Below are 23,927 nucleotides of genomic sequence, written 5' to 3'. Positions count from 1 at the left end.
GAACCCTCGTTAGGGACTCGGGCGGCGGTTGGCGCGCGCCGCCCGAGTCGGAAGAATCAGGACTGCGGCTTGATGACGTTGGCGTTCTGGTACTTCGTCGACACGCGGTCAGCGCCGAGTTCGGTTCCCCAGGTGCTCTTGTCGGTCGCTACGAGGTACTTGGGGTCGCACTTGAATTCGCCCGCGGTGGACGGGAACGCCTGCGCGTAGGTATTGCCCTTCAGCGAGGTCATGAGGCCGCAGGTGGCCGGCATGTTCTTGCCGGGATCGGTGACGGCATGCAATCCGCCGCCGTCCCACTCGTGAATGTTCGAGAGTTCGTCGACCATGCACTGGCGCGTCAGGTCGCTGCCGCACTCGTCCGCGGCGGCGGCCCACAACAGGAACGACGACGCCGCCTGCATCCCGAGGAGCGCCGTCTTGCCGCCCTGCTCGGAGACCAGATCCACGTACTTCTTCACTGCGGGCACCTTGTCCGCGTTCTCGAGCATCTGGAAGGTCATGCCCGCGTTGAGGTTGTCGAGCAGTCCGGTGTCCTTGTTCCAATCCGAGACGGTCGCGCCGTACCAGGTGGCTTCGCCGAAGAAGACGGGGTCGATCCCGACCTGGTCGAGGGCCTTCACGAAGTTCAGCTCCGACGGGCTCGCCGATCGTGACGTCCAGATACCCTTCGCGCCGCACTCCTTGTACTTCTCGGCAAACGGCACGTAGCTCGATTCGCCCTCGTAGTTGAGTGTAACGCCGCAATCCTTGAGCTTGAAGCCCGCGGCCTCGGCAATCGAACGAATCTTCGTGGTGGAGCTGATGATCGTGGGCATCGTGCTGTTGACGACGTCGAAGTCGTTCACCAGATCGGGGTGCATCTCGGCCATCTGGAACCACTGCGAACCGTTCGCGTAGTCGACGGGGAACGGAACTCCCTGGAAGGTCATGGGTCCGTTCGCGGCGTCCGGCGAGACGGTGAAGCCCGGTACGGACACCAGGTTGCAGGCGACACGCGTCTGCTCGGCGGTCTGATCCATGGCGAAGCCGTACCCGACCATCATGAACTGACTCGCGCACGCTTCCTGCATGACCGAGTTGGCCTGCGTCATCGCGGCGTCGTAGTCGGTACCGACGACCTTGCGGCCGTTGATGCCGCCCTGATCGTTGCACCAAGAGATGAGCGCGTTGACGGCATCGCTCATTTCCTTGTTCAGCCCCGGTGACTTCACGTACCCGCGGTCGTCACCGAACCCGATCTTGATCTCGGTGTCGCTGACGCCTTGATCGGTTGCGCCGGTGGCGTCGCCTTCGCCACACGGCGAATCGAGGGTGCCGAACTTCGCATCGGAGGTGCTCGACGCAAGGTCGGCGCCGACGCCGGATCCGCCGACAGCGACGGCGTAGGGATCGTCACCACGATTCGATGCGCAGGCTGACGCCAGAACGGCGGTCGCGGCGAGTGCCACGATCAGCTTCGTGGACTTGTTGGGCTTCACGGTCGGAGCTCTCCTTCTCACTGACAGACACCGAGAAACAGGGGGTGAAACCCCTGTTCCGGTGCGCTCGGTGCCCGTAGGTAATCAGCGTTTAAAACGGTCCGAATGTGCCTTCCCGGTGAGTGAGACCAAAAAGTGAGGTCCCACACAGGGTTCCGATTTCGTGGCGCTGAACACATCGCGAACGGCAGCGCCGCAGCCCACGCACGGGGACGTACTCCACGGAGCCCCTGTTCGCATCCCGTTCGCTGTACTTTTACGCGTTCGATACGCACAATTCACGTTGTGACCGCAGAGCTCGTAATCCTCCTGGTGGTAGTTGTCACCGCCCTCGCGTTCGATTTCACGAATGGTTTTCACGACACCGGTAACGCAATGGCCACCTCCATCGCGACCGGTGCACTCAAGCCCAAAGTTGCGGTCACACTTTCCGCGATCCTGAACCTGGTCGGTGCGTTCCTGTCCGTCGAGGTGGCAGCGACGGTGGCCAAAGGTGTCGTCAACCTCGGCGCGGTCAGCGGGCAGGATCTGCTGCTGATCGTGTTCGCCGGTCTTGTCGGCGGAATCATCTGGAACCTGGCGACGTGGCTTCTCGGATTGCCGTCGAGCTCCTCGCACGCACTGTTCGGCGGATTGATCGGCGCCGCAATCGCCTCCATCGGTATGGGCGGAGTCGAGTGGGGTGGAGTTCTGACCAAGGTCGTCGTCCCCGCAATCCTCGCGCCGGTCGTCGCGGCTCTGGTCGCCGGCGTCGGCACCAAGCTCGTGTACCGCATCACCGCGTCCGTGAAGGAAGACGAGCGCGAGCGCGGTTTCCGTTTCGGACAGATCGGCACCGCCTCACTGATCTCACTTGCACACGGCACCAATGACGCCCAGAAGACGATGGGCGTCATCTTTTTGGCCCTCGTCGCTCACGGCACCATCACCGCCGAGACCGAGATGCCGTTCTGGGTGAAGTTCACCTGTGCCGTTGCGATCGCCCTCGGGACCTACCTCGGCGGTTGGCGCATCATCCGCACCCTGGGCAAGGGCCTCGTCGAGATCGCCGCTCCGCAGGGACTTGCTGCCGAAGCGTCGTCCGCCGCCATCATCCTCACGTCGAGCCACCTCGGACTCCCCCTCTCGACCACTCACGTCGCCACCGGATCCATCCTCGGTACCGGCATCGGCCGCAAGGGCGCCGAGGTCCGCTGGGGCGTCGCGGGCCGGATGGCCGCTGCCTGGCTGATCACGTTGCCGTCGGCCGCGGTCGTCGGCGCCATTTGTTGGGCACTCGCGCATCTGATCGGCGGACTGGCCGGCGTGCTCGTCGTCTTCGCTGCACTCATCGCCTTCGCGATCTTCATGTACATACGCTCGCGTAAGGAACCCGTAGACGCGGCGAACGTGACTGCCGAATGGGACGAGAATTCAGATGCGGCAGTTGCCGAGATCCCGGCAGCCGAACCCACTCCGTCCACCGAAGCCACCCGCAACTCCTGAAAGGGGCGCAAGAGAATGCATCTACTGACCGATACCCTCGATTCGCTCTGGCAGGTAGTGGCAGTCGGACTGCTCTTCGGAGCGGGACTTCCGGCGATCTTCGCCTTCGGCCTCAAGTCGTTGAGCCTGCCGAACGCCGACGGCACCGAAGGACCGTCCACCCTGGGTAAAATGGGTGCGTACCTCTGTTTTGCGGTCGTGCTCGTCACGATCTTCGCCGGAATACTGTTGTTGATGAAGAACTTCTTGGCCAGCACGTTCGGAATACACGTCTTCTGAGTGGTCGTCGCGCTACACCACTGAAACCACCGAAACGAAAATGAGGCCGAGGATTTGAGCAAGTATTCATTGCGCAGCGTGCTCGACTGGCTGCGTGCCGGGTACCCCGAGGGCATCCCGGACAAGGATCATTTCGCGCTGCTCGCGGTTCTCCGTCGCCGTCTGACCGACGAGGAGATCGAGCAGGTCGTTTCGATGTCCATCGAGTCCGCACACGAGGTACCGGACCGGCACGTCGACTACGACACCATCCGCGCCATCATCGAGGGAATCCTCAACGAGGAGCCGTCCGAGGACGACGTCGATCGTGTCACCGAAAGACTGCGCGCAGGTGGATGGCCGGTCATCGAAGACGCGGACGCCGACAACGAAGTTCGAGACGTGAGCTGACGTCATGGCCCTTCCGCCCTTCCTCACGTCGATAGTCGGCTGGTTGCGGGCCGGCTATCCCAACGGCGTCCCCGAGCAGGACTACATCCCGCTCTTCGCGCTCCTCACCCGCAGACTCTCCGAATCCGAGGTCGACGCCGTCGCCGACGCGTTGATCGAGGACGGCGATCTGCCCATCGAGAAGACCGACATCCAGGTCCTCATCACGAAGATCACCAACGAGATGCCTCTCGAAACCGACGTCGACCGCGTGCGAAGTCATCTGGCTGACGGTGGTTGGCCGCTTGCCGGGCCGGACATCCGGTGAACGTTCTTCGCACGCTCGCGGTTCCACAGGGCGAGGCGGTCTTCGAGGTATTGCCGCGCATCGCGCAGATCCTGGGAGGCGAGCACGACGCCGTGCTCCCCGTCCCGGCGGCCGACGCACGCGAGACAGCTCGCCTGAGCGACGCTCTGCACCCCGATCAGCCCATCGACGACGGTATTTCGCTGGTGGTCGCCACGTCGGGAACCACCGGCACTCCCAAAGGGGCAATGCTCACTGCGGCCGCACTGCGAGCCAGCGGCGACGCGACCCACGAACGCCTCGGCGGCACCGGATCCTGGTTGCTGGTCCTGCCCCCGCACCACATCGCCGGTATGCAGGTTCTGTTGCGCAGTGTGCTCGCCGGAACACAGCCGGTGATCGTCGACGTCAGTGCGGGTTTCGACCCGGCAGCGCTTCCGGGCGCCGTCGCCGCGATGAGCGGACCGCGTCGCTACACCTCGTTGGTGCCGACGCAGTTGGTCAAGGCGCTCGGTGATCGCGCTGCGGTCGAGGCGTTGGCTTCGCTCGACGCCGTTCTGCTCGGCGGCGCTGCGACGCCTGCGCCGGTGCTCGCGCAGGCCACCGAAGCGGGCATCACCGTCGTCCGCACCTATGGGATGAGCGAGACCTCCGGCGGCTGCGTGTACGACGGAATCCCGTTGTCCGGGGCAAGGATTCGCATCGACGGCGGCCGGGTTCTACTGGGTGGACCGATGCTCGCGTCCGGGTATCGTGGGCTTCCCGACCACCCCGCGTTCGCCGAACCCGGATGGTTCCGGACCGACGACGCCGGATCAGTGGTCGACGGAGTTCTGCGCATCAGCGGCCGGTTGGACGAGGCAATCTCCACCGGCGGACTGACCGTCGTACCGCAGGTCGTCGAGGCCGCGCTGGCCGATCACCCCGCCGTTCGCGAGTGCGCGGTGATCGGCATCGAAGACCGGCGACTCGGGCAGCGGGTGGTGGCCGTCGTCGTAGCCGATGGCGAAGCTCCGACGCTCGCGGAGCTGCGCACACATGCTCAGCGGACACTCGACGTGACCGCAGCGCCGCGCGAGTTGTTCGTGGTGGACGCGCTCCCCCTCCGTGGCCCGGGCAAGCTCGATCGCGCCGCCCTGGTTGCTCGGTTCAGCTAGCAGCCGCAGCACGTTTCTTCAGCCGCAGGCCTGATCAGGGGTGCGGCTGCACAATCAGCGCGCGGCTCCGCGGAGACAAGCCCGCTCGAACCTTTCCCGGACGCGTTCGAAGTCGCGCAGATCCGCCCATACCCACCGGAACACCTCGAACCCCGCGTCCCGAATCGCGTCCTCGCGCAGTTTCTCGCGCTCCACCGCCCTACCCGGATCGTCGCCGCGGTACTTGACCATCCCGTCGAACTCGCCCACCACACCGTGCTCTTTCCAGAAGAAGTCGACCCTTCCGACAAACCGTCCACCGTGACGGATCTCGTGCTGCAAAGTCGGCTTCAGCCAACCGTGGTCGCGCATCCGTACGCGGCTGATGGACTCCCCGGGACTCTCGGCACCCGATTCGACGAACTCGGCCACGACCCGAGCCCGGCTCATCCCCAGCCGTCCGCGCGCATGATCGAGAGAGGCGTCGACGTCCTCACGTCTCATCCCGCGTCGCAGGGCGCAATCACCGATCACCACGGCGTTCTCGAACGACGTCGTCCGCGCGAGGTCTACGAACGTTCGCGCCAACGACGTGGTTGCGACACCGTCGATCAGCACGACTTCCTCGGGCGGGACCACCGCCGGGTGAAGATGCAAGGTCTGGCTCTTCCGCCCACCCGAGGGTCGGCTACGCGTCATGTGTACGGTGTCCAATCTCAATCCGCCGCAATCCAATCCGTGCATGACAGCTGCCGAAGCATGGCTCACGATTGCGCCGGGTCCACAGGTTTCGGCGGCTGCCATGACAGCGCAGCGATGGCGTGCTCTCGCATCGAGTTCGCGGAAGTGATCGGCCCGCATGTAGATCCCCGCCGCAATTCGGTGCAACTCACCTCGCTTGACCGCTCGTTGCAACTGTTCGTCGCTGGTGCCGTCGCGGTGTGCCTGTGCCCGCGTGAGAATTTCCATGCAGCGAGCCTGATGCCACCGCGCCCGCGGACCGACGAGCAAGATCCGTCTGGGGAGTGTTTGCCGGTTGTGGAGCACCGACCTCGCGCGCTGTGCAAGTAACCGCAAGTTCCACGCAAGGTCCATGCAAGATCGATCTGCCAAGCTTCACTCCATGAACCACACAGCTTCGCCTCTTGCCATCGAGGCCGACGGACTCGTCAAGAAGTTCGGCGAGCACCGCGCGGTCGACGGCGTCAGCCTGACCGTCCCCACCGGCTCGGTGTTCGGCGTCCTCGGGCCGAACGGTGCCGGCAAGACCACCACCGTCCGCATGCTCGCGACCCTCCTACGCCCCGACGGCGGTGAGGCACGCATCTTCGGCCACGACGTCAGCCGTGAACCCACCGCGGTCCGCTCCCTGATCGGGGTCACCGGGCAGTACGCCTCCGTCGACGAGGACCTCACTGCAACCGAAAACCTCGTGATCTTCTCGCGGCTGCTCGGTCTGAGCCGCCGCGACGCACGCAGCAAGTCCCTCGAACTCCTCGAGGAGTTCGACCTGGTCGAGGCCGCAACCAAACCGCTGAAGAACTTCTCCGGCGGTATGCGTCGACGCCTGGATCTGGCGGCCAGCCTGATCGCTCGCCCGCCGCTGCTGTTCCTCGACGAGCCCACCACCGGCCTCGATCCGCGCACCCGCGCCCAGATGTGGGTGACCATCCGGCGACTCGTCGCCGAGGGTTCGACGGTGTTGCTCACCACGCAGTACCTCGACGAGGCCGATCAGTTGGCCGATCGCATCGCGGTGATCGACCGCGGCCGCGTGATCGCCAACGGCACCGCCGACGAACTCAAGGCGTCGGTCGGGATCTCTTCGCTACAGCTCAAGTTGGTCGATCGTGATCGAACCGAGGAAGCTCGCTCGCTCATCGCCGCTGCGCTGAGCGTCGAGGTGGGTGTCACGCCCGAGGTCGGTCGGATCACCGCCCCGCTGAGCGACCCGTCGATCACCGCGGACCTGTTGATCCGCCTGCGCGAGCAAGGTATCGCCGTCGACGAGATCAACGTACAGAAACCCAGCCTGGACGAAGTGTTCCTGACCATCACCGGGCACCAACCCGAAGACGGTGGACGCAACGACGCCCAGTCCGACAACGACTCCGATCGGAGCGTCGCATGACAACCACCCTCACCAAACCCCGGTCGCCGATTGCGCAACCGGACTCTGCGCCCCGCCGGATCAGCCTGCAGCAGAGCTTCGCGAACACGTTCACGATGGCGTACCGCGGAATTCTCAAGATCAAGCACAACCCCGAGCAACTGTTCGACGTCGTCATCCAGCCGATCATCTTCACGTTGATGTTCACCTACATCTTCGGCGGCGCGATCGCCGGTGACGTGACTGCCTACCTGCCGACGATCATCCCCGGCATTCTCGTTCAGACCGTCATCACCGGTTCCATCGTCACGGGCACCCAGCTTCGTGAAGACATGGACAAGGGTGTGTTCGACCGCTTCAAGTCCCTTCCTATCGCGCGCATCGCCCCGCTGTCCGGTGCATTGCTCGCCGACGTCGTGCGTTACGGCATCGCCACGACGATCACGTTCATCGTCGGTTTCGCGATGGGATACCGCCCGGCAGGCGGCGTGGTCGGCATCCTGTCCGCTGCGATCCTGGTCATGGTGTGTGCGTTCTCCATCAGCTGGATCTTCGCCCTCATGGGCGTGCTGATGAACAAAGCGTCCACGGTGCAGGGCGTTTCGATGCTCGTGCTGTTCCCGCTGACATTCCTGTCGAATGCGTTCGTCGATCCTGCCACCATGCCGAGTTGGCTTCAGAAGTTCGTCAACGTCAATCCGGTCTCGCACTTGGTGACCGCGGTTCGCGAGCTGGCCAACGACGGCCATTTCGGCATCCACGTGGTCTGGTCACTGGTCGGCGCCGCGGTGATCGTTGCCGTCATGGCACCTCTGACCGTCCGGATGTACATGCGCAAGACGTAAGTCCCGCAACATCGTCCAGCTCTAGTCCAGCACCGGTCCGCGAAGCGCAGCCAACACTGCTTCGCGGACCGCTCTGCGCGAGTAGCCCGACACCTTCTCGGTTTCCACAGACCACCTGTCGGCTCCGACCACACCGACAGCGAAGTCGGACAGGCGCGCATGGTGGAGCGAGACGAAGTCTTGTCTCCCCGGCATTTTCAACGACAGTGCCATCAGTTCGACCCCGCGATCGATGTTGCCCGTCACAAGATCGAACGACCCGATCGCCGACGCCAACGAACCCGCGAGCGGCAGGTCCGCGTAACCGTTGGGATCGAGCTTGAGAGCACTCGACTCCTTCATCTGCAGAACGCGACCCGCCACGAGTTCGTGCCGGCCGTGAACCGCATGAGCGCACACGGCCGCGGCACCGAGCAGAACGACGAAGGGATCACCGAAGATGTTCTCGATCGCAGAACCCAACAGCTCCAGCGCTTCTCGATACCGAGCCAGGCCGTCCTCGATACGGCCGTCCGCGAGATCCGCCTCGGCGATACTCGCCATGAGCGCCGCGCGCCGTTGATCGGTTTCGATGGCTCCGGTCCCACCCGAGTGGGCCAAGGCCGGGCGTGCCCGATCGAGAAGTACCCGACCACCAGCGGTGTCACCGGCCGCGATCATTGCTCCGGCTTGAAAGCAGATGAGCTGCATCGCCTCGTCACGCGCACCGAGACGTTCCATCGACGCCGCCGCGATCGCGTAGAACTCGATGGCCTCGCCGTAACGGGCGGATTGGCTGTGAACCGACCCGACATGTTGGGCCGCCATCGCCAGACCCCACTCGTCACCGATGCTGGTGGCGTAGTCGAACAACGCCTCGCCGTCCAGCAATGCACCGCGCAGATCCCCGATGTTCTCCCGCATGTTCGAACGCGCGGACAGCGCCGCCATTCGGGTCTCGGGATCGGAACTGCGAACGCCTTCGGCCACCAACCGCGCAAGTTTGTGGTTGGCGATCCCACTCGTGGTCAGCTTGATCAGAAATGCGAACAACGGACCGAGATCATCGCGCTCACGCAACAGCTTTCGAAGGCGGACCCGCGCACGGGCATGGTTTCGATCGGCCTCCCCGAAGAAGAGATGCATTGCCACCAGGATGAACGTCGCGCCGACCAGTTCCGCATTCACGTCGCGCAGATCGTTGTCCGCGGTCGCCCCCACGATCTTCGACGCCCAATTCGAGATTTCCGAGTTCGATCCTCGTACGGCCCACAGAATCGCGAGGACGGGAAAGACGTTGGCCACCGTAACCGCGTCGCCGCGCTCCACGGCCCAGCGAAGAACAGCGAGAAGGTTGTCGTGCTCGGCGTCCAAGTCGGCAATCAGGCGAAGCTGGTCCGTTCGTGATCGCACGACGGCGTCCTCGGCGATCGCGATCGCCCAGTCGTCGAGGCGCCGAATCACTTCCGGCCCCTCCCCGGACGCGGCGAGTTGCTCCTCGCCGTATTCACGGACCGTCTCGAGCATGTAGTACCGAAGATCGCCCTGTCCGTCGCTGACGGAAAGAAGCGACTGATTGACCAGAGCTTCGACGGCGCCCGCCACATCGGTCAGCTCGCCCCACCCTGCAACTGCCTGCGCCGAAGAAAGCGTGAAGCCTGCCGGGAATCGGCACAGCCGACGCAGCGCGATCTGATCCCCGCTGCCCAGAAGATTCCAACTCCAGTCGATCACCGCGTGCAGCGTCCGATGCCGGTCCGGAGACGTCGGATCGTCGGAGCGCAACAACGCGAACCGATCTCGCAGTCGCGAACCGATTTCGTCGACGCTCATCGTGCGGACCCGAGCGGCAGCGAGCTCGATCGCCAGCGGGAGTCCGTCGAGCGTCGTACACAGCTTGACGACCGCGTCGACGTCCAGATGAACGGACGGCCGCACCGCGCGGGCTCTCGCCGAGAAGAGTTCGACTGCCGACCCGGATCCGTCGTCGATCGCCAACGGCGGCAACGGGTACACCGCCTCGGCACTGATCATGAGCGGCGAACGACTGGTGGTCAGTACCGTCAACTGAGGACCGGCCGCGATCATCTCGGCCACGATCTCCGAACACGCGCCGATCACGTGCTCGCAGTTGTCGAGGATGAGCAACATCGGACCGGCCGACAGCGCCTCTTTGAGTCGCTCTCGCGCCGAATGCGTCCGGCCGACGGTCAATTTTCCTGGCGCCAGATCGGATTCGCTGATTCCGAGGGTGCCGCCGATGGCCGCGATGACGTCTTCGCTGCTGCGCAACGACGCCAGCTCCACGAGTACCACCGAGACGCCAGGCCGGTTCACGGATGCGCGCAGGCCCAATTCGTGTGCGAGACGGGTTTTTCCGGCACCGCCGGGTCCGAGAATCGTGACGACGCGAGAGCGGGCGAGTAAGGATTCGATCTGGTCGATGTCGCCATCGCGACCGAGCAAGGTGTTGGGGGCAGCGCGTAGACCGATCGCACGCGCAGCCCGTGGTGTAGCTGCCGGCGCGCCCAGAAGTTCTGCGTTCAGAGTCACCAGCGCAGGTGACGGATCAGCGCCCAGACGGTTGGCGAGGTGGTTTCGAAACTCTGCGAACACCTCCAGTGCCTCGTTGACGCGGCCGGCTCCGGCGAGCGCGCGCATCAGTGCTTCGGCTGCCGTGTCGTCGAATGGACTCGCCAGGTGCCGTCCTCGCACCAGTGGAATGGCTGCCGCGTACTCCCCCAACGTGAGGAATGCGTCGATCTGCGCCGACTCCAGTTCGTCGTACACGCGGCCCGCGTCGAGCGCGAGGCGATCTGCGACGTCGCCGACGACGTCGCTTCCGGGGGTACCGCGCCACAGGCGCAGCGCGTCGGTCGTGACGGCAAGCGCCTCGGACGCGTCGGCGCCGCCCGAGCGCAACCGACGGGCCGCGTCCGCTGCCCTGGCCAGGTCGACACGCTCCCGAGCGAGAGTGAGCCGGTATCCGGCCGCCGTCACCTCGAGGGCCCCGTCCGGGAGTGCAGATCGCAGGCGCGAGACCTGAGTGTGGAGCGCGTTCATCGGTGAGCGCGGTGGCTCCAGCCCCCAGACGTCGTCGATCAGGCTCTGCGCGGTACGTGGCTCACCGGGATTGCGAGCCAGCGCCACCAGGAGAGTTCGAGCTCGCGGCCCAGGGAGGGGCACCAGACGATCGCCCACTTTGGTCGAAACGGGTCCGAGCAAGGCAATGTCTGCCAGGTCTGCGCCCGACTGCGCGTACCTGGCGCGCTCACTCACGTCTCGAGTCATGTGCTGATCCACCGCGTTCGATCGTATTGCACAGTGCAAAGATCGTCGTATGGCAACAGCTGCTCAATGGATCGAAGGCGCGAGGCCGCGCACACTCCCGAACGCGATTGCGCCCGTGCTGGTCGGCACCGGAGCCGCGGCGTCACTGGACCTCGCAGTGTGGTGGAAGGCGCTCCTGGCACTGATCGTCTCCTTGGCCTTGATCGTCGGGGTGAATTTCGCGAACGACTACTCCGACGGAATCCGCGGAACGGACGACGACCGCGTCGGGCCACTGCGCTTGGTCGGATCGAAGTTGGTCAGTCCCGGAGCGGTGAAGGCCGCCGCGATCAGCTGCTTCGCCGTTGCCGCGGTAGCCGGTTTCGTTCTGGCGGCGACCACGGCCTGGTGGCTGGTCGCGGTCGGAGTGTTCTGCATCATCGGTGCATGGTTCTACACCGGCGGCAAGAAGCCGTACGGATACAGCGGGTTCGGCGAGATCGCCGTGTTCATCTTCTTCGGGTTGATCGCAGTGCTGGGAACTCAGTTCGTGCAGGCCGAGCGGGTGGACCTGGCCGGACTGGCCGGAGCGATCGCCATCGGTTCGTTCTCGAGCGCAGTGCTTGTCGCCAACAATCTTCGGGACATCCCGACCGACACCGAGTCCGGAAAGATCACTCTCGCAGTCCGACTCGGCGACGCGAAGACCCGCACGCTGCACGTGATCCTGCTGGCCGTCCCGTTCGTCGCGACCCTGCTGCTGATCCTGCGTACTCCGTGGGCATTGCTCGGATTACTCGCGTTGCCACTCGCAATCCGAGCCAACGCCCCGCTGCGTTCAGGGGGCCAGGGAATGGCTCTGATCCCCGCGTTGCGCGACACCGGACTCGCCATGCTCGTCTGGGGCGCCGCGACCGCAGTTGCGCTCAGTCTCGCCTGAACTTCGCCGTACTCAACGGTTGTCGGGGACGAACGCGCTGAGCAGAAAGTTCACGATCGAGATGATCAGCGCGCCCCAGACTGCCGTCCAGAAGCCGTCGACCGTCAAGCCGTAGGACGTTCCGGACGAGATCCACGCCGTCAGCATCAGCATCAGGGCGTTGATCACGAGGGTGAACAGTCCGAGAGTCAGGATGAGCAGCGGTAGCGAGAGAAGTTGCACTACCGGCTTGATGAAGGCGTTGACCACCGTGAAGATCAAGGCGATCACCGCGATCACGAGAACCGTGCCCCAGGTGCCGTTGTCGTGGTTGGCGATCGTGATGCCGGTGACCCACGCCGACGCCAGCCAGATGGCTATGCCGTTGATGATGAGACGTGCCAGAAATGTCATGTCTGAATGCTGGCACATCCCGCCCCGTGCATGCGGAGCCGTGCCGAATCTAGGCGGCGCGATTCATCTTCGCTTCCAATCGCTCACGGATCACCGACATCGTGACCTGCGTTTCGAGGGCCTGACGGGTGGGCCCGTCGGCGACACGCAGGATGCCGAGCAGGATGTGTTCGGCACCGATTCGATTGTCCTTGTGCGCGAGCGCTTCACGGAGCGAGATTTCCAACACCTTCTTGGAGTCCTTCTCGAATCGCGATCGAGGAAACCCGAATCGGCTTTTCCGCGACGTACCGACACCGTCCGGCACAGGAGTCTCGTCAAGCACACCTTCACCGAACGACTGCTCCAGACTTTCCCGCACCGCATCGAGATCGATGCCGATCGACTTGAGTATCTCGGCGTCGTCGTCGAGGTTGTGCGAGTCACCGCCCGTCGAGTCACCGCCTTTCGCGCCGGCGCCGGCGCGGCGGATCGCGTCGAGGGTGACACCCGACTCGGTGAGCACCTCGGTGGCGATGCCCCGATCAGCGGTGAGCAGGGCGGTCAGAAGTTCCGTCGGCGTGACAGGACCGGATCCGGCGACAGCATCGACGACTACTCCCCTCGCCTGCGCGGAGAACCTTTCGAACATGGCACTTACCTGCCCTTCTCGCGCAGTGAACGCAGCATCGATTCCGACTGCGCGGACGCATATTTCTTGTGGACGGCTTGACGGCTGACCTCGAGAGCTTCCGCGATCGCCTGCCAGGACCATCCGTGCCGGCGCGCATTGGCGACCTGAATGGCCTCGAGTTTGTCGAGCAGACGTCGCAGCGCTCGAACGGCACGCAATCCCTCGGTGGGATCCGGGCTGCCGGCGGCAGCGGCTAGAGAGGTTGCTTCGGTCATGTTTGTCAATTTAGGTTGACACACGGAATCTGTCAACCAAAATTGACAACATGCCTCAGTACCCTGCGACTGCCCCGTTCACTGCCACCTGCAAATCAGCCTGCACAATTCGGGCGATATCCATCGGCTTGTCCGGCAGTTCGGTCACCGGCATTCCGACAAAGACACTCGCCGCCTTGACGTCTCCGGAAACCGGGCCGTAGTTGATGCCGATCGACACCAGAGCCGGCGAGCACCCCAACTTCTCGGCCCGGGCCACGATGTGGCCGATTCCGCTGTTGACGTGCTGCAACTGCGTCGGATCTTCGGTATTGCACGTCCCCTCGGGAAAAATCGCCAGACAATCGCCATTGCCCAGACGCTCCGCCGCGACGTCCATCATCACTCGGCCGGCATCCGAAACAGCGCGAAGGCCGTAGTTCTTGCTGCGAAAAACCGGGATACTGCCCATCATGTCGATCTTCTTGCGCTGTGAGGGATCAACGAAGAGTTCGTCTTTGGCGAGGACCCTGGTCCGTCCGATCACTCGGCGCAACGGAGTGCGCCACGCGGTCGCGGCGAGCGTGAACTGGTCGCTCTCCGTCAGATGATTGACCGCCACGACCAATTGCGTCTTGCGCTCGAGCAGAGTCTTCAGCGCAGCCTCCGCCCCCGGCGCGTATCGCACTCGCGGGCGGTACTTCAGCGCCAAGGCGGCGTAGGCGAGCTTCGCCACAAACCGGTTCTGCTGATGGCTGCGGTAGTACTCGTACACCGCTTCGTAATTGTCGAGTGAAACTTCAGGATTGCCCATGATCCGCCCTCGCTGGAGAAGTGCCCCTTGGACAAACGATACACAACCTACGGTTGCGTAGGTTTGTGTTTCACACGGCGTAGCGCTGGGCGAAACTCCGCTCTCGAGGTAAAACGGTTTCTGTGATCCGCTCGGCCATATCCACCGACCTACCCGCACTGCAACAGATCGAGATCGCCGCGGGCGAACCGTTCCGAGACATCGGGATGGACGCCATCGCAGACGATCCACCGCCCACGCTCGACGAGTTGAACGATTTTCTCGCGGCCGAGCACATCTGGGTTCAGACCGACGCTAACGACGTACCTGTGGCGTACGCACTCGTCGAAATCGTGGACGGCGGCGCACACATCGAGCAGGTTTCCGTTCACCCCGATCATGCCCGCCAAGGCCTCGGCGCCCAGCTGATCGACGCCGTCACCGAATGGGCGGCGGACCATCACCACGATCTCGTGACTCTGACGACGTTCGTCGACGTCCCGTGGAACGCGCCGTACTACGAGCGACTCGGGTTCGTGCGCCTGGCCGAGAACAGGCTCTCCCCCGGACTGATCCGCATCAGAACCGACGAGCAATCGTCCGGGCTGGATGCCTGGCCACGCGTGACGATGAGCCGCCCCGCCCGTGGTCACGTGTCACCAGCGCAGAAGTACGCGGCTCAGGAATTAGCCGTCCACACACCCGACCGTACGAACTCGTCCAGCACGGCCGTCGGACCGAGCAGGTCGATCCCTTCCGACGTCACCCATTCGTCGTTGTAGTACGTGCCCGAATAACGCTCTCCGCCGTCGCACAGCAGCGTGACGACGCTGCCGCTGCGTCCGGCCGCCATCATCTCCGCGATCAACGCAAAGGCGCCCCACAGGTTCGTACCCGTCGAGCCGCCGACTTTGCGCCCCAGGGCGGCGCTGGCGTGCCGTGCGGCCGCGATCGAGCCTGCATCAGGGACCTTGATCATTCGGTCGACCACCTGACCGACAAACGACGGTTCGACGCGCGGACGGCCGATGCCCTCGATCCGGGAACCCCGAGTACCGACGATCGACGGATCGCCGGCCCGCCACGCGTCGAAGAACACGGAGTGCTCCGGGTCCACGACGCACAGTCCGGTGTCGAATTTCCGGTAGCGAAGGAAGCGGCCGATCGTGGCGCCGGTTCCGCCGGTCCCGGCTCCGACGACGACCCAGTCGGGAATCGGGTTTTCCTCGTGCTCGAGCTGAGTGAAGATGGATTCGGCGATGTTGTTGTTTCCGCGCCAGTCCGTTGCGCGCTCGGCATGGGTGAACTGGTCCATGTAGTGGCCGTTCGACTCACTCGCGAGCCGATGCGATTCCGAGTAGATCGAGGACGGATCGCTCACGAAATGACAACGTCCACCCTGCGCCTCGATCAATGCGATCTTGGCGGGACTCGTACTCGCGGGCATCACGGCGACAAAATCCAGTCCGAGCAACTTCGCGAAATACGCCTCGCTGACAGCCGTCGAACCGGACGACGCCTCGATGACGGTGGTCTCTTCGGTAACCCAGCCGTTGCAGATCGCGTACAGGAAAAGCGACCGCGCGAGTCGATGCTTGAGACTCCCCGTGATGTGGGTCGACTCGTCCTTCAGATAGAGCTGGACGGTCCAGTTACTCGGTAGCGGATACCGCAGCAGGTGAGTGTCCGCGCTGCGTTGCGCGTCGGCTTCGATCAACCGCACCGCGTTGTCGACCCACTGGCGTGACGTCCGACGGTCGACGTCGAGCGACCCCGTGGTCACCGCCCGTCCCCGCGCAGCTTGGAGCGAAGATCGTCACGATCGGACCGGCGCTGGGCGTCGACGGCCGCGATGCCCGCATTGACACGCTTGCGGAGTTTCGCGAAGAGCAGCAGCGACAGTGGCAGCGCGATCAGAACTGCGAACAGTGCCGCGACGATCAGGGGAACGTCGGTGCCGGCGAGCTTTCCACCGCCGATGATGACGGCACCGATCACGACGACCAAGAGCAGTCGAGCGACCGAGTACAGCACCACGTCGCGGGCCAGTTGACCCTTGGTCACCGGCCCGGCAGTCGACTTTGCCTGTGCAGAGTTTGCGGAGGGTTTACTGGCTTTGACCGGCTCAGAAGGAACATTTTCGGGGTTTTCAGACAACTGGCTCACCCTCTCAGGTTACCCATTCCGAATGCGGGTGGGATCAAGCCCGCTATATCCATTTTGTCCTTTACTTAAACATTACTTTGTCTTGAAAGATCGACTACCCGGCTATATCTGTGCAAACATTGCGCTACCACTCAGAAAACGGTCGAATGTGAGCGAAGGACTTCGAAACAAACTCGACGCAGGTTTTTGGCAACTGCTCGACACACCGGTTCGGTATCACTGTTCAGAGTCACTGCTCGTCAACGTTCGACATCAACATGGAGGACCTCACAATGAGCGCACCAACCTTCAATACCGCCGCAGACGCACTCATGACGCCAGGACAGGTAGCGGCATTGTTTCATGTCGATCCCAAGACCGTGACCCGCTGGGCACACGCAGGACGACTGGGCTCGCTTCGCACGCCAGGGGGACATCGTCGATTCCGTGAGACCGAGGTCATGCAGCTTCTGCGCTCACTGACCACCGAAGCGGACAACAACTGAGCAACTTCAGCTCACTTCGAAGTACTTGTAGCACCCGACAGATCTTGCAGTACCCGACAGATACAGCACTGACGCACTGAGCCGAAACCCTTCTCCACACCGCTTCTGGTGAAGCGGGCCGGAGACTGAGTAGGCTCGACCTCAGTTCCCTGAGGAGGTGCGCCGTGTTGTATCTGTTGGCGTTGGTGGGTTTGGTGACATTGATCGTTCTGATGTGGAAGGCATTCGGGCCCGATCCGTCGACGCGTACCCCGGTGAGCGGCGTGCGCGGGCCGGACGACGATCCCGAATTCCTGTGGAATGTGAACCAGCAAACACGACGCAAGCGCACGGAAGGTCCGGACGTACCGCCGACTGACACGTCGACGTAGCGTCCGGGCTCACCCGGCTACCGCTTACCTCCCCGGAAAGCCGAACGGGGAGGTCGGAAAGTCCTGTGCAACCACGGCGGCCAATTCCAACACCGCTTGGCGGGTGCCTGGACGCAGCCGGTCCAGATCGATTTCGGCACCTTCTTCCAGATGCGGATCGAACGGAATCAGTCTCACCGCTCGACAGCGCTGCTCGAAATGCTCGACGACCCGTGGTAGATCAACCTTGCCCGAGCGAGGGCGTACCGCATTGATGACGGCTACGGACGTGGCGACCAGCCTGCTGTAACCGTGAGCATCGAGCCAGTCCAGTGTCGCGGAGGCGCTACGTGCACCGTCGACGGATCCGGAACTGACGACGATCAACGAGTCCGCACCTTCGAGAATGGCCTGCATCGCCGAGTGCATCAATCCGGTACCGCAGTCCGTCAGAACGATGCTGTAGAACTTTTCGAGCATGTCGACAGTACGCGTGTAGTCCCCGCCGCTGAAGGCCTCTGAAACTGCTGGATCACTGTCGGATGCAAGCACTTCGAGCCGGTGGCGATTTTGCGATGTGTAGCCACGGACGTCGCTGTACTTCTCGATGCTGTTCTCGTCGCGCAGCAGGTTCCGCACCGTTGCCGGAGTCTCGAGCGGGATCTTCTGGCTCAAGGTTCCTCTGTCGGGGTTTGCATCGACTGCGACGACGCGATCACCGCGAATCGACGCGAACATCGATCCCAGCGTCGCGGTGGTCGTGGTCTTACCGACGCCACCTTTGAGACTGAGCACCGCAACCTTGTAGCAGCCCTGCAGGGGCTGGTTGATCTGGCGCGTCAACTCGACGACATGCTGATCCTTTGCACCGTTTCCAAGGTTCACCGATCGGCCGGACATCGTGTACAACGCCTTGCGCCAACCACCGGCCGGGGCGGGTCGGACAGGCTTGACGAGCAGCGCGGCCGAAAGGTCTTGCGCCGTCATGGGGAGCGCCTGCTCAGGGAGATTGCCGGGAGCGGAGTTGAATCCGGTCTGCTGCATCTGAGGGTGAACCGGCGCCGCCGGAGCAACTGGCAGCCCCTGTCCGTTCGGCAGCCCCTGTCCGTTCGGCAGCGCCTGCCCGTTCTGCAGCGGTTGACCGTATTGCAGGGTGTGGCCGTTCTGCACCGGCGCAGCGCCGGGGTGGCCGAACTGCCGAATCTTGGGGTTGGGTGGCTGCGCGCCAGGCGAAGAAAGTGCCTGTGGTTGCTGGGGTGGTCCCGCGGACGGTCGCGCGGTCGGACCGGGCTGGTTCGGGAGGGGCGGCGCGCTCTGGACGGGCTGTGGGTGCTGGAAGGACTGTGGAGCGCCAGTTCGTGAATCCGGAACCGACCCTGCACGATTCGTGGGTTCGTAGGTCTGCATCGGCATCGCGGGCGAGGTCGAGAACTGGCCGTTGACGGGGCCTGGTTGCGCTTCCGGATATTGGATGACCGGGGTCTTTGGGCCTGGCGCAGGAGTTGCCGGCGTCGTCAGCGGTGGCTGAGCGGCGGGTGCATCGGGCCCCGGGCCGGCGACCTGCTGAAGCGGACCGGAGTCGACCGGGGCCACGAAGAGACTACGAACATCGCTGGGAACCGAGTCGGATGACGTCTCGGGTGCGGATGTGCGCAACTCGCTCCGCGTCGGCTCGGCAGGGCGCACCGGCTCCCACAATCCTGCTCCGGCGTCCTCGATCTTGTCGGCCATCTCGCCGTTCCCCCTCGTCGATCCCACAGCTACCAAGCAGCTAATAACTCACCGAGCTGCATCGTAACTGTTGCCGCCCCTGACCTACCTACCGGTAATACCTACAGACCGGTCGGCAGCCACCCACGGTACCTCGAGAGGATCAGTTGAGTCCCGCGTAGGAGTGCAGGCCGGACACGACCATGTTGATGATGAAGAGGTTGAACAACATCGCGACGAATCCGGCGATGTTGATCCAGGCCGCCTTCGTCTCTCGCCAACCGGACGTTGCTCGCGCATGGAGGTAAGCGGCGTAAATCACCCAGGCGATGAAGGACATCGTCTCCTTGGGATCCCAACCCCAGAAGCGTCCCCACGCAGCTTCCGCCCAGATGGCACCGAGGATCACACCGGCGCCGAACAGCGGAAAGGCAATGATCGTGCTCTTGTAGGCCAAGCGGTCGAGGGTCTGGGCGTCCGGCAGTCGCTCCGCGATCCGGCCACCGATGCTCGAGCCTTCGTCACCGGGCGGGAACTTCAGTCGCAGCAGGAACAAGAGGGAAGCGATACCGCCGATCATGAAAATGCCGGAGCCGACGCTGACGATCGTCACGTGAATCGGCAGCCAGTACGAGCGCAGCGCCGGAACCACGGGAGCCGCGTCGGCGTAGAGAACCGTGCCGGCGAGGAACATCAGAATCAGGACGGGAACCAGCAGGAAGACCCACATCGGACGGTACGCCGGCTTGATCAGCAGGACGTGCCCGACCAGCAACGACGCCGCACACGCCATCGCCACGAACTCGTACATGTTGCCGAGTGGGAACCGTTCCGTCGCAAATCCGCGGAGCACGATCGACGCGATGATCAGAACCGTTCCGACAACCAGGACAGCTCGGCCCATTCCGCCGAACCGCTCCGAGAGCGACTTGGTCGGATTCTCCGCGACCCTGCCCGGCACGGAAGCGTCGACTCCGCCGGCCGAGACCAGTTCCTTGTCCTGAACCGCCTTGGCTCTGGCCGACGCGTACTGCACGATAAGCAGCACGAACGCCAGAACGAGCACGGTGAAGGCGGACTTGAAGGCCCAGTCGCTGTACTGCGCGAGTGTCTCGTTGGTTGTCATCGGGCGTTCTCCTGCGCGTGCGGTTGGTTCACCGCGGTGGTCGGATTGCTTTTCAGCAAGCGGTCGGCGAGGCGGTCGAACTCGTCGCCCCAGCCTGCGTGGTCGGTGCGGGCAAGCCCACCAAGTTCTACTACAGTACGTCGTTCGTCATCGGGATAGATACGTGCCCAGACCCGGCGACGCTTGATCACGAGCGAGACGAGCAGACCCGCCATCATCGTCAACGCCGAAACCAACACCCACACCTGAGCGGGATCGTGGGACACCTGAAGGTTCACGAAGTCGACGGCACCATCGAATCGCACCTGGGTGCCGTCGGCAAGCGTCGCGCTCTCCCCTGGGAAGAGATTGACTCGATCCTGCTTGACCAGTCGACCCTGATTGATCAGTTCGGTGTTGAGTTCGAACAGCGATTGCGGATTGCCGGTGTCGAGTCCGGTATCGCCCTTGTAGATGTCGATGGCGACTGCCGGGTCGTTCATCGCCGGGTAGCTCGACGACAGAAGGTTGCCGTGGAACAGGGCGGTGGGCGCGAACAATCCTTCGATGGCAATCTGATTCTTCCGACGCTCGTCCGCATCGGGATACATGCCGCCCGGCGGGTCGAAACGCATCGCGCCACTGCTCAGGAACGTCGTGGCGTCGTCGGGACGCCACTGGAGCGTCTCGGTGCGGGTCTCGCCGTTCGGGAAGGTGACGGTGAATGTCGGCGCGTATCCGTGTCCCTGCAGGTACACACGATCGCCGGCGATCCGCAGCGGGTGGTTCACCTGGATGGTCGTGTCCCGCCAGGTATCGGACTCGAGGTCGTCGCCTGCCTGATACGAGATGTCCGAGGTGAACATCTCGGCCTGACCGGTCTCGAGGTAGTCGGCCTGGAAATTCTTCACACGGACACACAGCGGGGTCATGCCGGTGCCGTCGAGGCTCAAACCGGCGACGAAGGAGTCGAACACGGCCGGCGAGGTGGTGCAGAAGCCAGGTCCGTCGTTGGCGATGACGATGCGGTTGCCCTCGTAGCCGAACAACTTGCCCGCGGCGATCGCGATCAACAATCCGACCAACGACAGGTGGAACACGAGGTTGCCGAATTCGCGGAGGTATCCCTTTTCCGCCGAGATGGTGATCTCGCCTTCACGGCGCGATTTCGTATCGCCGCGACGCGTTTCGACGCGCCACCCACGCAGTTCTTTCGACACCCGGGCAGCAAGTTCGTCGGGAGTCTCGCCGTCGACGACGCTCTTGGTGTGGTGCGGCAGACGAGCAAGATTGCGCGGCGCATTCACCGGACGGGTACGCAGCGCCTTCGCGTGCTCCACGCAACGCGGCAGGATGCAGCCGACCAGCGAGATGAAGAGCAATGCGTAGATCGCGGTGAACCAGAAGCTGCTGAACACGTCGAACAGTTCGAGGCGGTCCATCCACGGGCCGAGCGTCGGACGCGCGGCGATGTAGTCGGCGACCTTGCCCTCGTTGAGGGTTCGCTGTGGCAGCAGGGCGCCGGGGATAGCAGCCAGCGCGAGGAGGAACAGCAGAACCAACGCGGTCCGCATCGAGGTGAGTCCGCGCCAGGTGTTGCGCCCGAGTGCAACGACTCGACCGATCACCGACTGCTTCGGGAGCGCGGGTTTCGGGTTGTCGTTATTGTCGTCAGCTGTCATATCGGCAGCGTCACCTCCGAGATAAATGCGTCGCGAACCCAGCCGACGAACTGGTCCCACGCGCCTGTGACGAGGGCGATTCCCACTGCCACCAACATGATTCCGCCGAAAATTTGAATGGTGCGTGCATTACGACGCAACCAGCCGACGCCGGTCAGCGCACGCGCCGATCCCAGCGCCAAGATGATGAACGGCAGGCCGAGTCCGATGCAGTACGCGACGATCAACGTGACACCGCGCGCGGCGGTCATCCCGTCGGTTCCCGCGGCTACGGACATCACGCCTGCCAGCGTGGGTCCGAGGCACGGCGTCCAGCCCAGCGCGAACACTCCCCCGAGCAACGGGGCGCCCACCAGTGACGAGACACGACGGGGTTCGAAACGAACGTCTTTCTGGAGGGCGGGGATCAGTCCGATGAACACGAGGCCCATCGCGATCGTGATCACGCCGCCGACACGCATCAGAACCTCGCGGTTGACGAGCAGAGTCGAGATGACACCGAACACCGACGCAGTCGCGAGAACGAAGACGACTGTGAAGCCGGCGACGAACAGTCCGGCCGCACCGGCCACCCTCAGGCGACTGCTGCGGGTGATCGTTCGCGTCTTCGCCTCTTCGGCTGTGATCGCGGGAGCGTCGGCACCGACGACGCCGGCGAGGTAGGACAGGTAGCCGGGAACGAGCGGAACGACGCACGGCGAAGCGAACGACACCAGACCGGCGAGCACGCAGGCGCCGAGGGCCAGCAGAAGCGGACCCGAAGACGCCGCGTTCTGAAATGCCTCGCCCACACCGGCACTCAGTGTTTCGCTGCCGGCCAGCAGCGTGGTGGTCGTGGTTGTCATGTCTACTGCGCGTCTTCCTGAGCTATTCGCTGGACGACGGGCAGCAAATCCTCGGCGAGTAGTTCTTGGAGGAACACCGCGGCGACGCGGTGTTGGCGGTCCAGGACGATCGTCGTCGGAATGACCGACGTGGGGTAGCCCTTACCGAGGGCGATCAGCGAACGCATCGACGGGTCGTAGATCGACGGGTACGAGACCTTGTTGTCGACCACGAAGTCCTGCGCCTTGTTCTTGGTGTCGTCGCGGACGTTGATGCCGAGGAACTGCACGCCCGAATCCTTGGTCTGCTCGTAGACCTGTTCCAGGTCGTCGGCTTCGGCCCGACACGGTCCGCACCACTGACCCCAGACGTTGAGGACGACGACTTTGCCCTCGAAGTCGTCGACGCCGACCTTCTGGCCTTCGTTCATCAGGTCTGGCCCGGAGAGCTTGCCGATGGTGCCTCGGTCGGACGGCGGATCGTAAAAGATCTTGGTTTGTCCGCCCGGTGATACGAAGTCGAAAGTTCCGCCCTGTGCGACGGCGTCGTCGCCGGTCGCGCAGGACGAGAGAAGAAGCATCGCGGACGCAGCGACTGCGAGTGCTGCGGCGATGCGGCGCGAAATCATGCTCCTGTCACTCTCGGGTCGGAGGCGCCGGCGGGTTCGGAGTAGACGATGTCAACCAGGGTGTCGCCCTCGTAGACCAGTGAAGTCAACGAGGCCAGGCCGCACTGACGATGACGAGGGTCGTGCCAGAGTCGCTCGCCCTGCAAGAATCGGCGCAGGGTCCAGACCGGAAGCTGATGGCTGACGACGACGGCTTCGTGTCCGACTGCCGCGACGCGTGCGGCGTTGACGGCTGCGAGCATGCGATGCGCGATCTGCAGGTAGGGCTCGCCCCAGGACGGGGTGAACGGGTCACGCAGTTTCCACCAGTGACGCGGACGTGAGAGCGCACCGTCCCCGACGGCAACCTTGAGACCTTCGAACTCGTTGCCTGCCTCGATGAGGTTTTCGTCCGTGACGATGTCGAGCTTGTGTGCCTCGGCGATCGGCGTTGCAGTTTCCTGTGCTCGCTGCAGCGGCGACGCGACCACGTGGGTGATGTCGTGATCGGCGAGCACTGACGCGACCGCACGCGCCTGGGCTTCGCCCGCCACCGACAACCGGAAGCCCGGGAGCCGTCCGTAGAGGATCCCGCGCGGGTTGTGAACTTCGCCGTGGCGAAGGACGTGGACGATGGTGCGGGTGGACGTGTGGTCGGGGTGATCGGCGTCGGTCACAGTCGAGGGTCCTCGCTGAAGAAGATGGATGTCGGAAGCGTGCGGTTGTTGCTCGAGCTTGAACGT

At 63.9% G+C, this 23,927-nt stretch carries 26 protein-coding genes; 11 read left to right on the top strand and 15 right to left on the bottom strand.

Annotated features, from left to right (window positions below; all coding sequences use genetic code 11):
- Positions 1–56: 56 nt before the first annotated feature.
- Entirely contained in the window at positions 57–1,481 is a 1,425-nt protein-coding gene (locus DBV08_RS17120; protein WP_124568215.1) for an ABC transporter substrate-binding protein, read from the bottom strand.
- A 285-nt stretch (positions 1,482–1,766) separates the two neighbouring features.
- Between DBV08_RS17120 and DBV08_RS17115 the strand changes: the two genes are divergently transcribed.
- From DBV08_RS17115 to menE, 5 genes are read left to right on the top strand one after another with little or no spacing between them, the layout of a single operon-like run.
- On the top strand, positions 1,767–2,966 hold the full coding sequence (locus tag DBV08_RS17115) for an inorganic phosphate transporter (RefSeq protein ID WP_095970349.1): 1,200 nt from the start codon (positions 1,767–1,769) through the stop codon (positions 2,964–2,966).
- Positions 2,967–2,981: 15 nt separating this feature from the next.
- Positions 2,982–3,245 (top strand): hypothetical protein, encoded by a 264-nt coding sequence (locus tag DBV08_RS17110; RefSeq protein ID WP_003942079.1) that lies wholly within the window; start codon positions 2,982–2,984, stop codon positions 3,243–3,245.
- Between the two features lie 54 nt (positions 3,246–3,299).
- A complete protein-coding gene (locus tag DBV08_RS17105; protein WP_095970350.1) occupies positions 3,300–3,635 on the top strand; it encodes a DUF3349 domain-containing protein in 336 nt (111 codons plus the stop codon).
- Between the two features lie 4 nt (positions 3,636–3,639).
- Positions 3,640–3,942, top strand: a complete 303-nt coding sequence (locus DBV08_RS17100; protein WP_095970351.1) for a DUF3349 domain-containing protein — start codon at positions 3,640–3,642, stop codon at positions 3,940–3,942.
- The gene (gene menE, locus DBV08_RS17095) at positions 3,939–5,078 is read left to right on the top strand and encodes an o-succinylbenzoate--CoA ligase (protein WP_124568214.1); all 1,140 of its coding nucleotides are present in this window, start codon (positions 3,939–3,941) and stop codon (positions 5,076–5,078) included. Before DBV08_RS17100 ends, menE begins: the two co-directional genes overlap by 4 nt.
- A gap of 54 nt (positions 5,079–5,132) precedes the next feature.
- Here the strand turns inward: menE and DBV08_RS17090 are convergent, their stop codons facing one another.
- Positions 5,133–6,026, bottom strand: coding sequence for a type IV toxin-antitoxin system AbiEi family antitoxin domain-containing protein (locus DBV08_RS17090; RefSeq protein WP_124568213.1), 894 nt, complete (start codon positions 6,024–6,026; stop codon positions 5,133–5,135).
- A gap of 154 nt (positions 6,027–6,180) precedes the next feature.
- On the opposite strand from DBV08_RS17090, the gene DBV08_RS17085 reads away from it, so the two are divergent.
- Positions 6,181–7,188 carry an ATP-binding cassette domain-containing protein gene (locus DBV08_RS17085; RefSeq protein WP_095970353.1) on the top strand — a complete coding sequence of 336 codons (1,008 nt, stop codon included), beginning with the start codon at positions 6,181–6,183 and terminating at the stop codon, positions 7,186–7,188.
- The gene (locus DBV08_RS17080; RefSeq protein WP_095970354.1) at positions 7,185–8,012 is read left to right on the top strand and encodes an ABC transporter permease; all 828 of its coding nucleotides are present in this window, start codon (positions 7,185–7,187) and stop codon (positions 8,010–8,012) included. Before DBV08_RS17085 ends, DBV08_RS17080 begins: the two co-directional genes overlap by 4 nt.
- A gap of 21 nt (positions 8,013–8,033) precedes the next feature.
- On the opposite strand, the gene DBV08_RS17075 is transcribed toward DBV08_RS17080, so the two are convergent.
- Positions 8,034–11,282 (bottom strand): BTAD domain-containing putative transcriptional regulator, encoded by a 3,249-nt coding sequence (locus DBV08_RS17075; protein ID WP_124568212.1) that lies wholly within the window; start codon positions 11,280–11,282, stop codon positions 8,034–8,036.
- A 49-nt stretch (positions 11,283–11,331) separates the two neighbouring features.
- On the opposite strand from DBV08_RS17075, the gene DBV08_RS17070 reads away from it, so the two are divergent.
- Positions 11,332–12,201 (top strand): 1,4-dihydroxy-2-naphthoate polyprenyltransferase, encoded by an 870-nt coding sequence (locus DBV08_RS17070; protein ID WP_124568211.1) that lies wholly within the window; start codon positions 11,332–11,334, stop codon positions 12,199–12,201.
- Between the two features lie 12 nt (positions 12,202–12,213).
- On the opposite strand, the gene DBV08_RS17065 is transcribed toward DBV08_RS17070, so the two are convergent.
- The 4 genes from DBV08_RS17065 to DBV08_RS17050 are packed head-to-tail and all read right to left on the bottom strand — an operon-like array spanning position 12,214 to position 14,275.
- Positions 12,214–12,594, bottom strand: a complete 381-nt coding sequence (locus DBV08_RS17065; protein ID WP_003941998.1) for a phage holin family protein — start codon at positions 12,592–12,594, stop codon at positions 12,214–12,216.
- A gap of 49 nt (positions 12,595–12,643) precedes the next feature.
- A complete protein-coding gene (locus DBV08_RS17060; protein ID WP_124568210.1) occupies positions 12,644–13,225 on the bottom strand; it encodes a Clp protease N-terminal domain-containing protein in 582 nt (193 codons plus the stop codon).
- Positions 13,226–13,230: 5 nt separating this feature from the next.
- Positions 13,231–13,482, bottom strand: coding sequence for an HTH domain-containing protein (locus tag DBV08_RS17055; RefSeq protein WP_095970357.1), 252 nt, complete (start codon positions 13,480–13,482; stop codon positions 13,231–13,233).
- Between the two features lie 55 nt (positions 13,483–13,537).
- Entirely contained in the window at positions 13,538–14,275 is a 738-nt protein-coding gene (locus DBV08_RS17050) for a 1-acyl-sn-glycerol-3-phosphate acyltransferase (protein ID WP_124568209.1), read from the bottom strand.
- Between the two features lie 122 nt (positions 14,276–14,397).
- Here DBV08_RS17050 and DBV08_RS17045 point away from each other — a divergent pair, with 122 nt between their 5' ends.
- Complete coding sequence (locus tag DBV08_RS17045) at positions 14,398–15,036, top strand: GNAT family N-acetyltransferase (RefSeq protein WP_124568208.1); 639 nt, start codon at positions 14,398–14,400, stop codon at positions 15,034–15,036.
- On the opposite strand, the gene DBV08_RS17040 is transcribed toward DBV08_RS17045, so the two are convergent.
- Both DBV08_RS17040 and DBV08_RS17035 read right to left on the bottom strand, forming a co-directional pair.
- Positions 14,934–16,037, bottom strand: coding sequence for a PLP-dependent cysteine synthase family protein (locus DBV08_RS17040; protein ID WP_124568207.1), 1,104 nt, complete (start codon positions 16,035–16,037; stop codon positions 14,934–14,936). The two genes, DBV08_RS17045 and DBV08_RS17040, sit on opposite strands and share 103 nt — an antisense overlap.
- On the bottom strand, positions 16,034–16,420 hold the full coding sequence (locus tag DBV08_RS17035) for a DUF4229 domain-containing protein (protein ID WP_095970361.1): 387 nt from the start codon (positions 16,418–16,420) through the stop codon (positions 16,034–16,036). The genes DBV08_RS17040 and DBV08_RS17035 overlap by 4 nt, the downstream gene beginning before the upstream one ends.
- A gap of 272 nt (positions 16,421–16,692) precedes the next feature.
- Here DBV08_RS17035 and DBV08_RS17030 point away from each other — a divergent pair, with 272 nt between their 5' ends.
- Both DBV08_RS17030 and DBV08_RS17025 read left to right on the top strand, forming a co-directional pair.
- A complete protein-coding gene (locus DBV08_RS17030) occupies positions 16,693–16,905 on the top strand; it encodes a BldC family transcriptional regulator (RefSeq protein WP_003942029.1) in 213 nt (70 codons plus the stop codon).
- A gap of 164 nt (positions 16,906–17,069) precedes the next feature.
- The gene (locus DBV08_RS17025; protein WP_019744349.1) at positions 17,070–17,276 is read left to right on the top strand and encodes a hypothetical protein; all 207 of its coding nucleotides are present in this window, start codon (positions 17,070–17,072) and stop codon (positions 17,274–17,276) included.
- A gap of 24 nt (positions 17,277–17,300) precedes the next feature.
- On the opposite strand, the gene DBV08_RS17020 is transcribed toward DBV08_RS17025, so the two are convergent.
- The 6 genes from DBV08_RS17020 to DBV08_RS16995 form a co-directional block, all read right to left on the bottom strand.
- Positions 17,301–18,668, bottom strand: a complete 1,368-nt coding sequence (locus DBV08_RS17020; protein ID WP_185564681.1) for a MinD/ParA family protein — start codon at positions 18,666–18,668, stop codon at positions 17,301–17,303.
- Positions 18,669–19,128: 460 nt separating this feature from the next.
- Entirely contained in the window at positions 19,129–20,091 is a 963-nt protein-coding gene (ccsB, locus tag DBV08_RS17015) for a c-type cytochrome biogenesis protein CcsB (RefSeq protein ID WP_124568205.1), read from the bottom strand.
- Positions 20,088–21,752 (bottom strand): cytochrome c biogenesis protein ResB, encoded by a 1,665-nt coding sequence (locus DBV08_RS17010; protein ID WP_095970362.1) that lies wholly within the window; start codon positions 21,750–21,752, stop codon positions 20,088–20,090. Before DBV08_RS17010 ends, ccsB begins: the two co-directional genes overlap by 4 nt.
- Entirely contained in the window at positions 21,749–22,597 is an 849-nt protein-coding gene (locus DBV08_RS17005) for a cytochrome c biogenesis CcdA family protein (protein WP_095970363.1), read from the bottom strand. The genes DBV08_RS17010 and DBV08_RS17005 overlap by 4 nt, the downstream gene beginning before the upstream one ends.
- Before the next feature lie 2 nt (positions 22,598–22,599).
- Positions 22,600–23,205, bottom strand: coding sequence for a TlpA disulfide reductase family protein (locus DBV08_RS17000; RefSeq protein ID WP_124568204.1), 606 nt, complete (start codon positions 23,203–23,205; stop codon positions 22,600–22,602).
- Positions 23,202–23,861, bottom strand: coding sequence for a histidine phosphatase family protein (locus DBV08_RS16995; protein ID WP_003941868.1), 660 nt, complete (start codon positions 23,859–23,861; stop codon positions 23,202–23,204). Before DBV08_RS16995 ends, DBV08_RS17000 begins: the two co-directional genes overlap by 4 nt.
- Positions 23,862–23,927: the final 66 nt, after the last annotated feature.

This window comes from Rhodococcus sp. KBW08, from assembly GCF_003852455.1.
Taxonomy (GTDB): Bacteria; Actinomycetota; Actinomycetes; order Mycobacteriales; family Mycobacteriaceae; genus Rhodococcus_F; species Rhodococcus_F baikonurensis.
This window is presented reverse-complemented; position numbering and strand designations above follow the sequence as displayed.

Excerpts from the sequence above, each read along its gene's own strand:
- DBV08_RS17000 (WP_124568204.1), bottom strand. The coding sequence starts at position 23,205 with ATGATTTCGCGCCGCATCGCCGCAGCACTCGCAGTCGCTGCGTCCGCG.
- ccsB (WP_124568205.1), bottom strand. The coding sequence starts at position 20,091 with ATGACAACCAACGAGACACTCGCGCAGTACAGCGACTGGGCCTTCAAG.
- DBV08_RS17060 (WP_124568210.1), bottom strand. The coding sequence starts at position 13,225 with ATGTTCGAAAGGTTCTCCGCGCAGGCGAGGGGAGTAGTCGTCGATGCT.
- DBV08_RS17020 (WP_185564681.1), bottom strand. The coding sequence starts at position 18,668 with ATGCCGATGCAGACCTACGAACCCACGAATCGTGCAGGGTCGGTTCCG.
- DBV08_RS17010 (WP_095970362.1), bottom strand. The coding sequence starts at position 21,752 with ATGACAGCTGACGACAATAACGACAACCCGAAACCCGCGCTCCCGAAG.
- DBV08_RS17085 (WP_095970353.1), top strand. The coding sequence starts at position 6,181 with ATGAACCACACAGCTTCGCCTCTTGCCATCGAGGCCGACGGACTCGTC.
- DBV08_RS17110 (WP_003942079.1), top strand. The coding sequence starts at position 2,982 with ATGCATCTACTGACCGATACCCTCGATTCGCTCTGGCAGGTAGTGGCA.
- DBV08_RS17050 (WP_124568209.1), bottom strand. The coding sequence starts at position 14,275 with ATGGGCAATCCTGAAGTTTCACTCGACAATTACGAAGCGGTGTACGAG.
- DBV08_RS17005 (WP_095970363.1), bottom strand. The coding sequence starts at position 22,597 with ATGACAACCACGACCACCACGCTGCTGGCCGGCAGCGAAACACTGAGT.
- DBV08_RS17065 (WP_003941998.1), bottom strand. The coding sequence starts at position 12,594 with ATGACATTTCTGGCACGTCTCATCATCAACGGCATAGCCATCTGGCTG.
- DBV08_RS17090 (WP_124568213.1), bottom strand. The coding sequence starts at position 6,026 with ATGGAAATTCTCACGCGGGCACAGGCACACCGCGACGGCACCAGCGAC.
- DBV08_RS17055 (WP_095970357.1), bottom strand. The coding sequence starts at position 13,482 with ATGACCGAAGCAACCTCTCTAGCCGCTGCCGCCGGCAGCCCGGATCCC.
- DBV08_RS17100 (WP_095970351.1), top strand. The coding sequence starts at position 3,640 with ATGGCCCTTCCGCCCTTCCTCACGTCGATAGTCGGCTGGTTGCGGGCC.
- DBV08_RS17080 (WP_095970354.1), top strand. The coding sequence starts at position 7,185 with ATGACAACCACCCTCACCAAACCCCGGTCGCCGATTGCGCAACCGGAC.
- DBV08_RS17070 (WP_124568211.1), top strand. The coding sequence starts at position 11,332 with ATGGCAACAGCTGCTCAATGGATCGAAGGCGCGAGGCCGCGCACACTC.
- DBV08_RS17030 (WP_003942029.1), top strand. The coding sequence starts at position 16,693 with ATGAGCGCACCAACCTTCAATACCGCCGCAGACGCACTCATGACGCCA.
- DBV08_RS17075 (WP_124568212.1), bottom strand. The coding sequence starts at position 11,282 with ATGACTCGAGACGTGAGTGAGCGCGCCAGGTACGCGCAGTCGGGCGCA.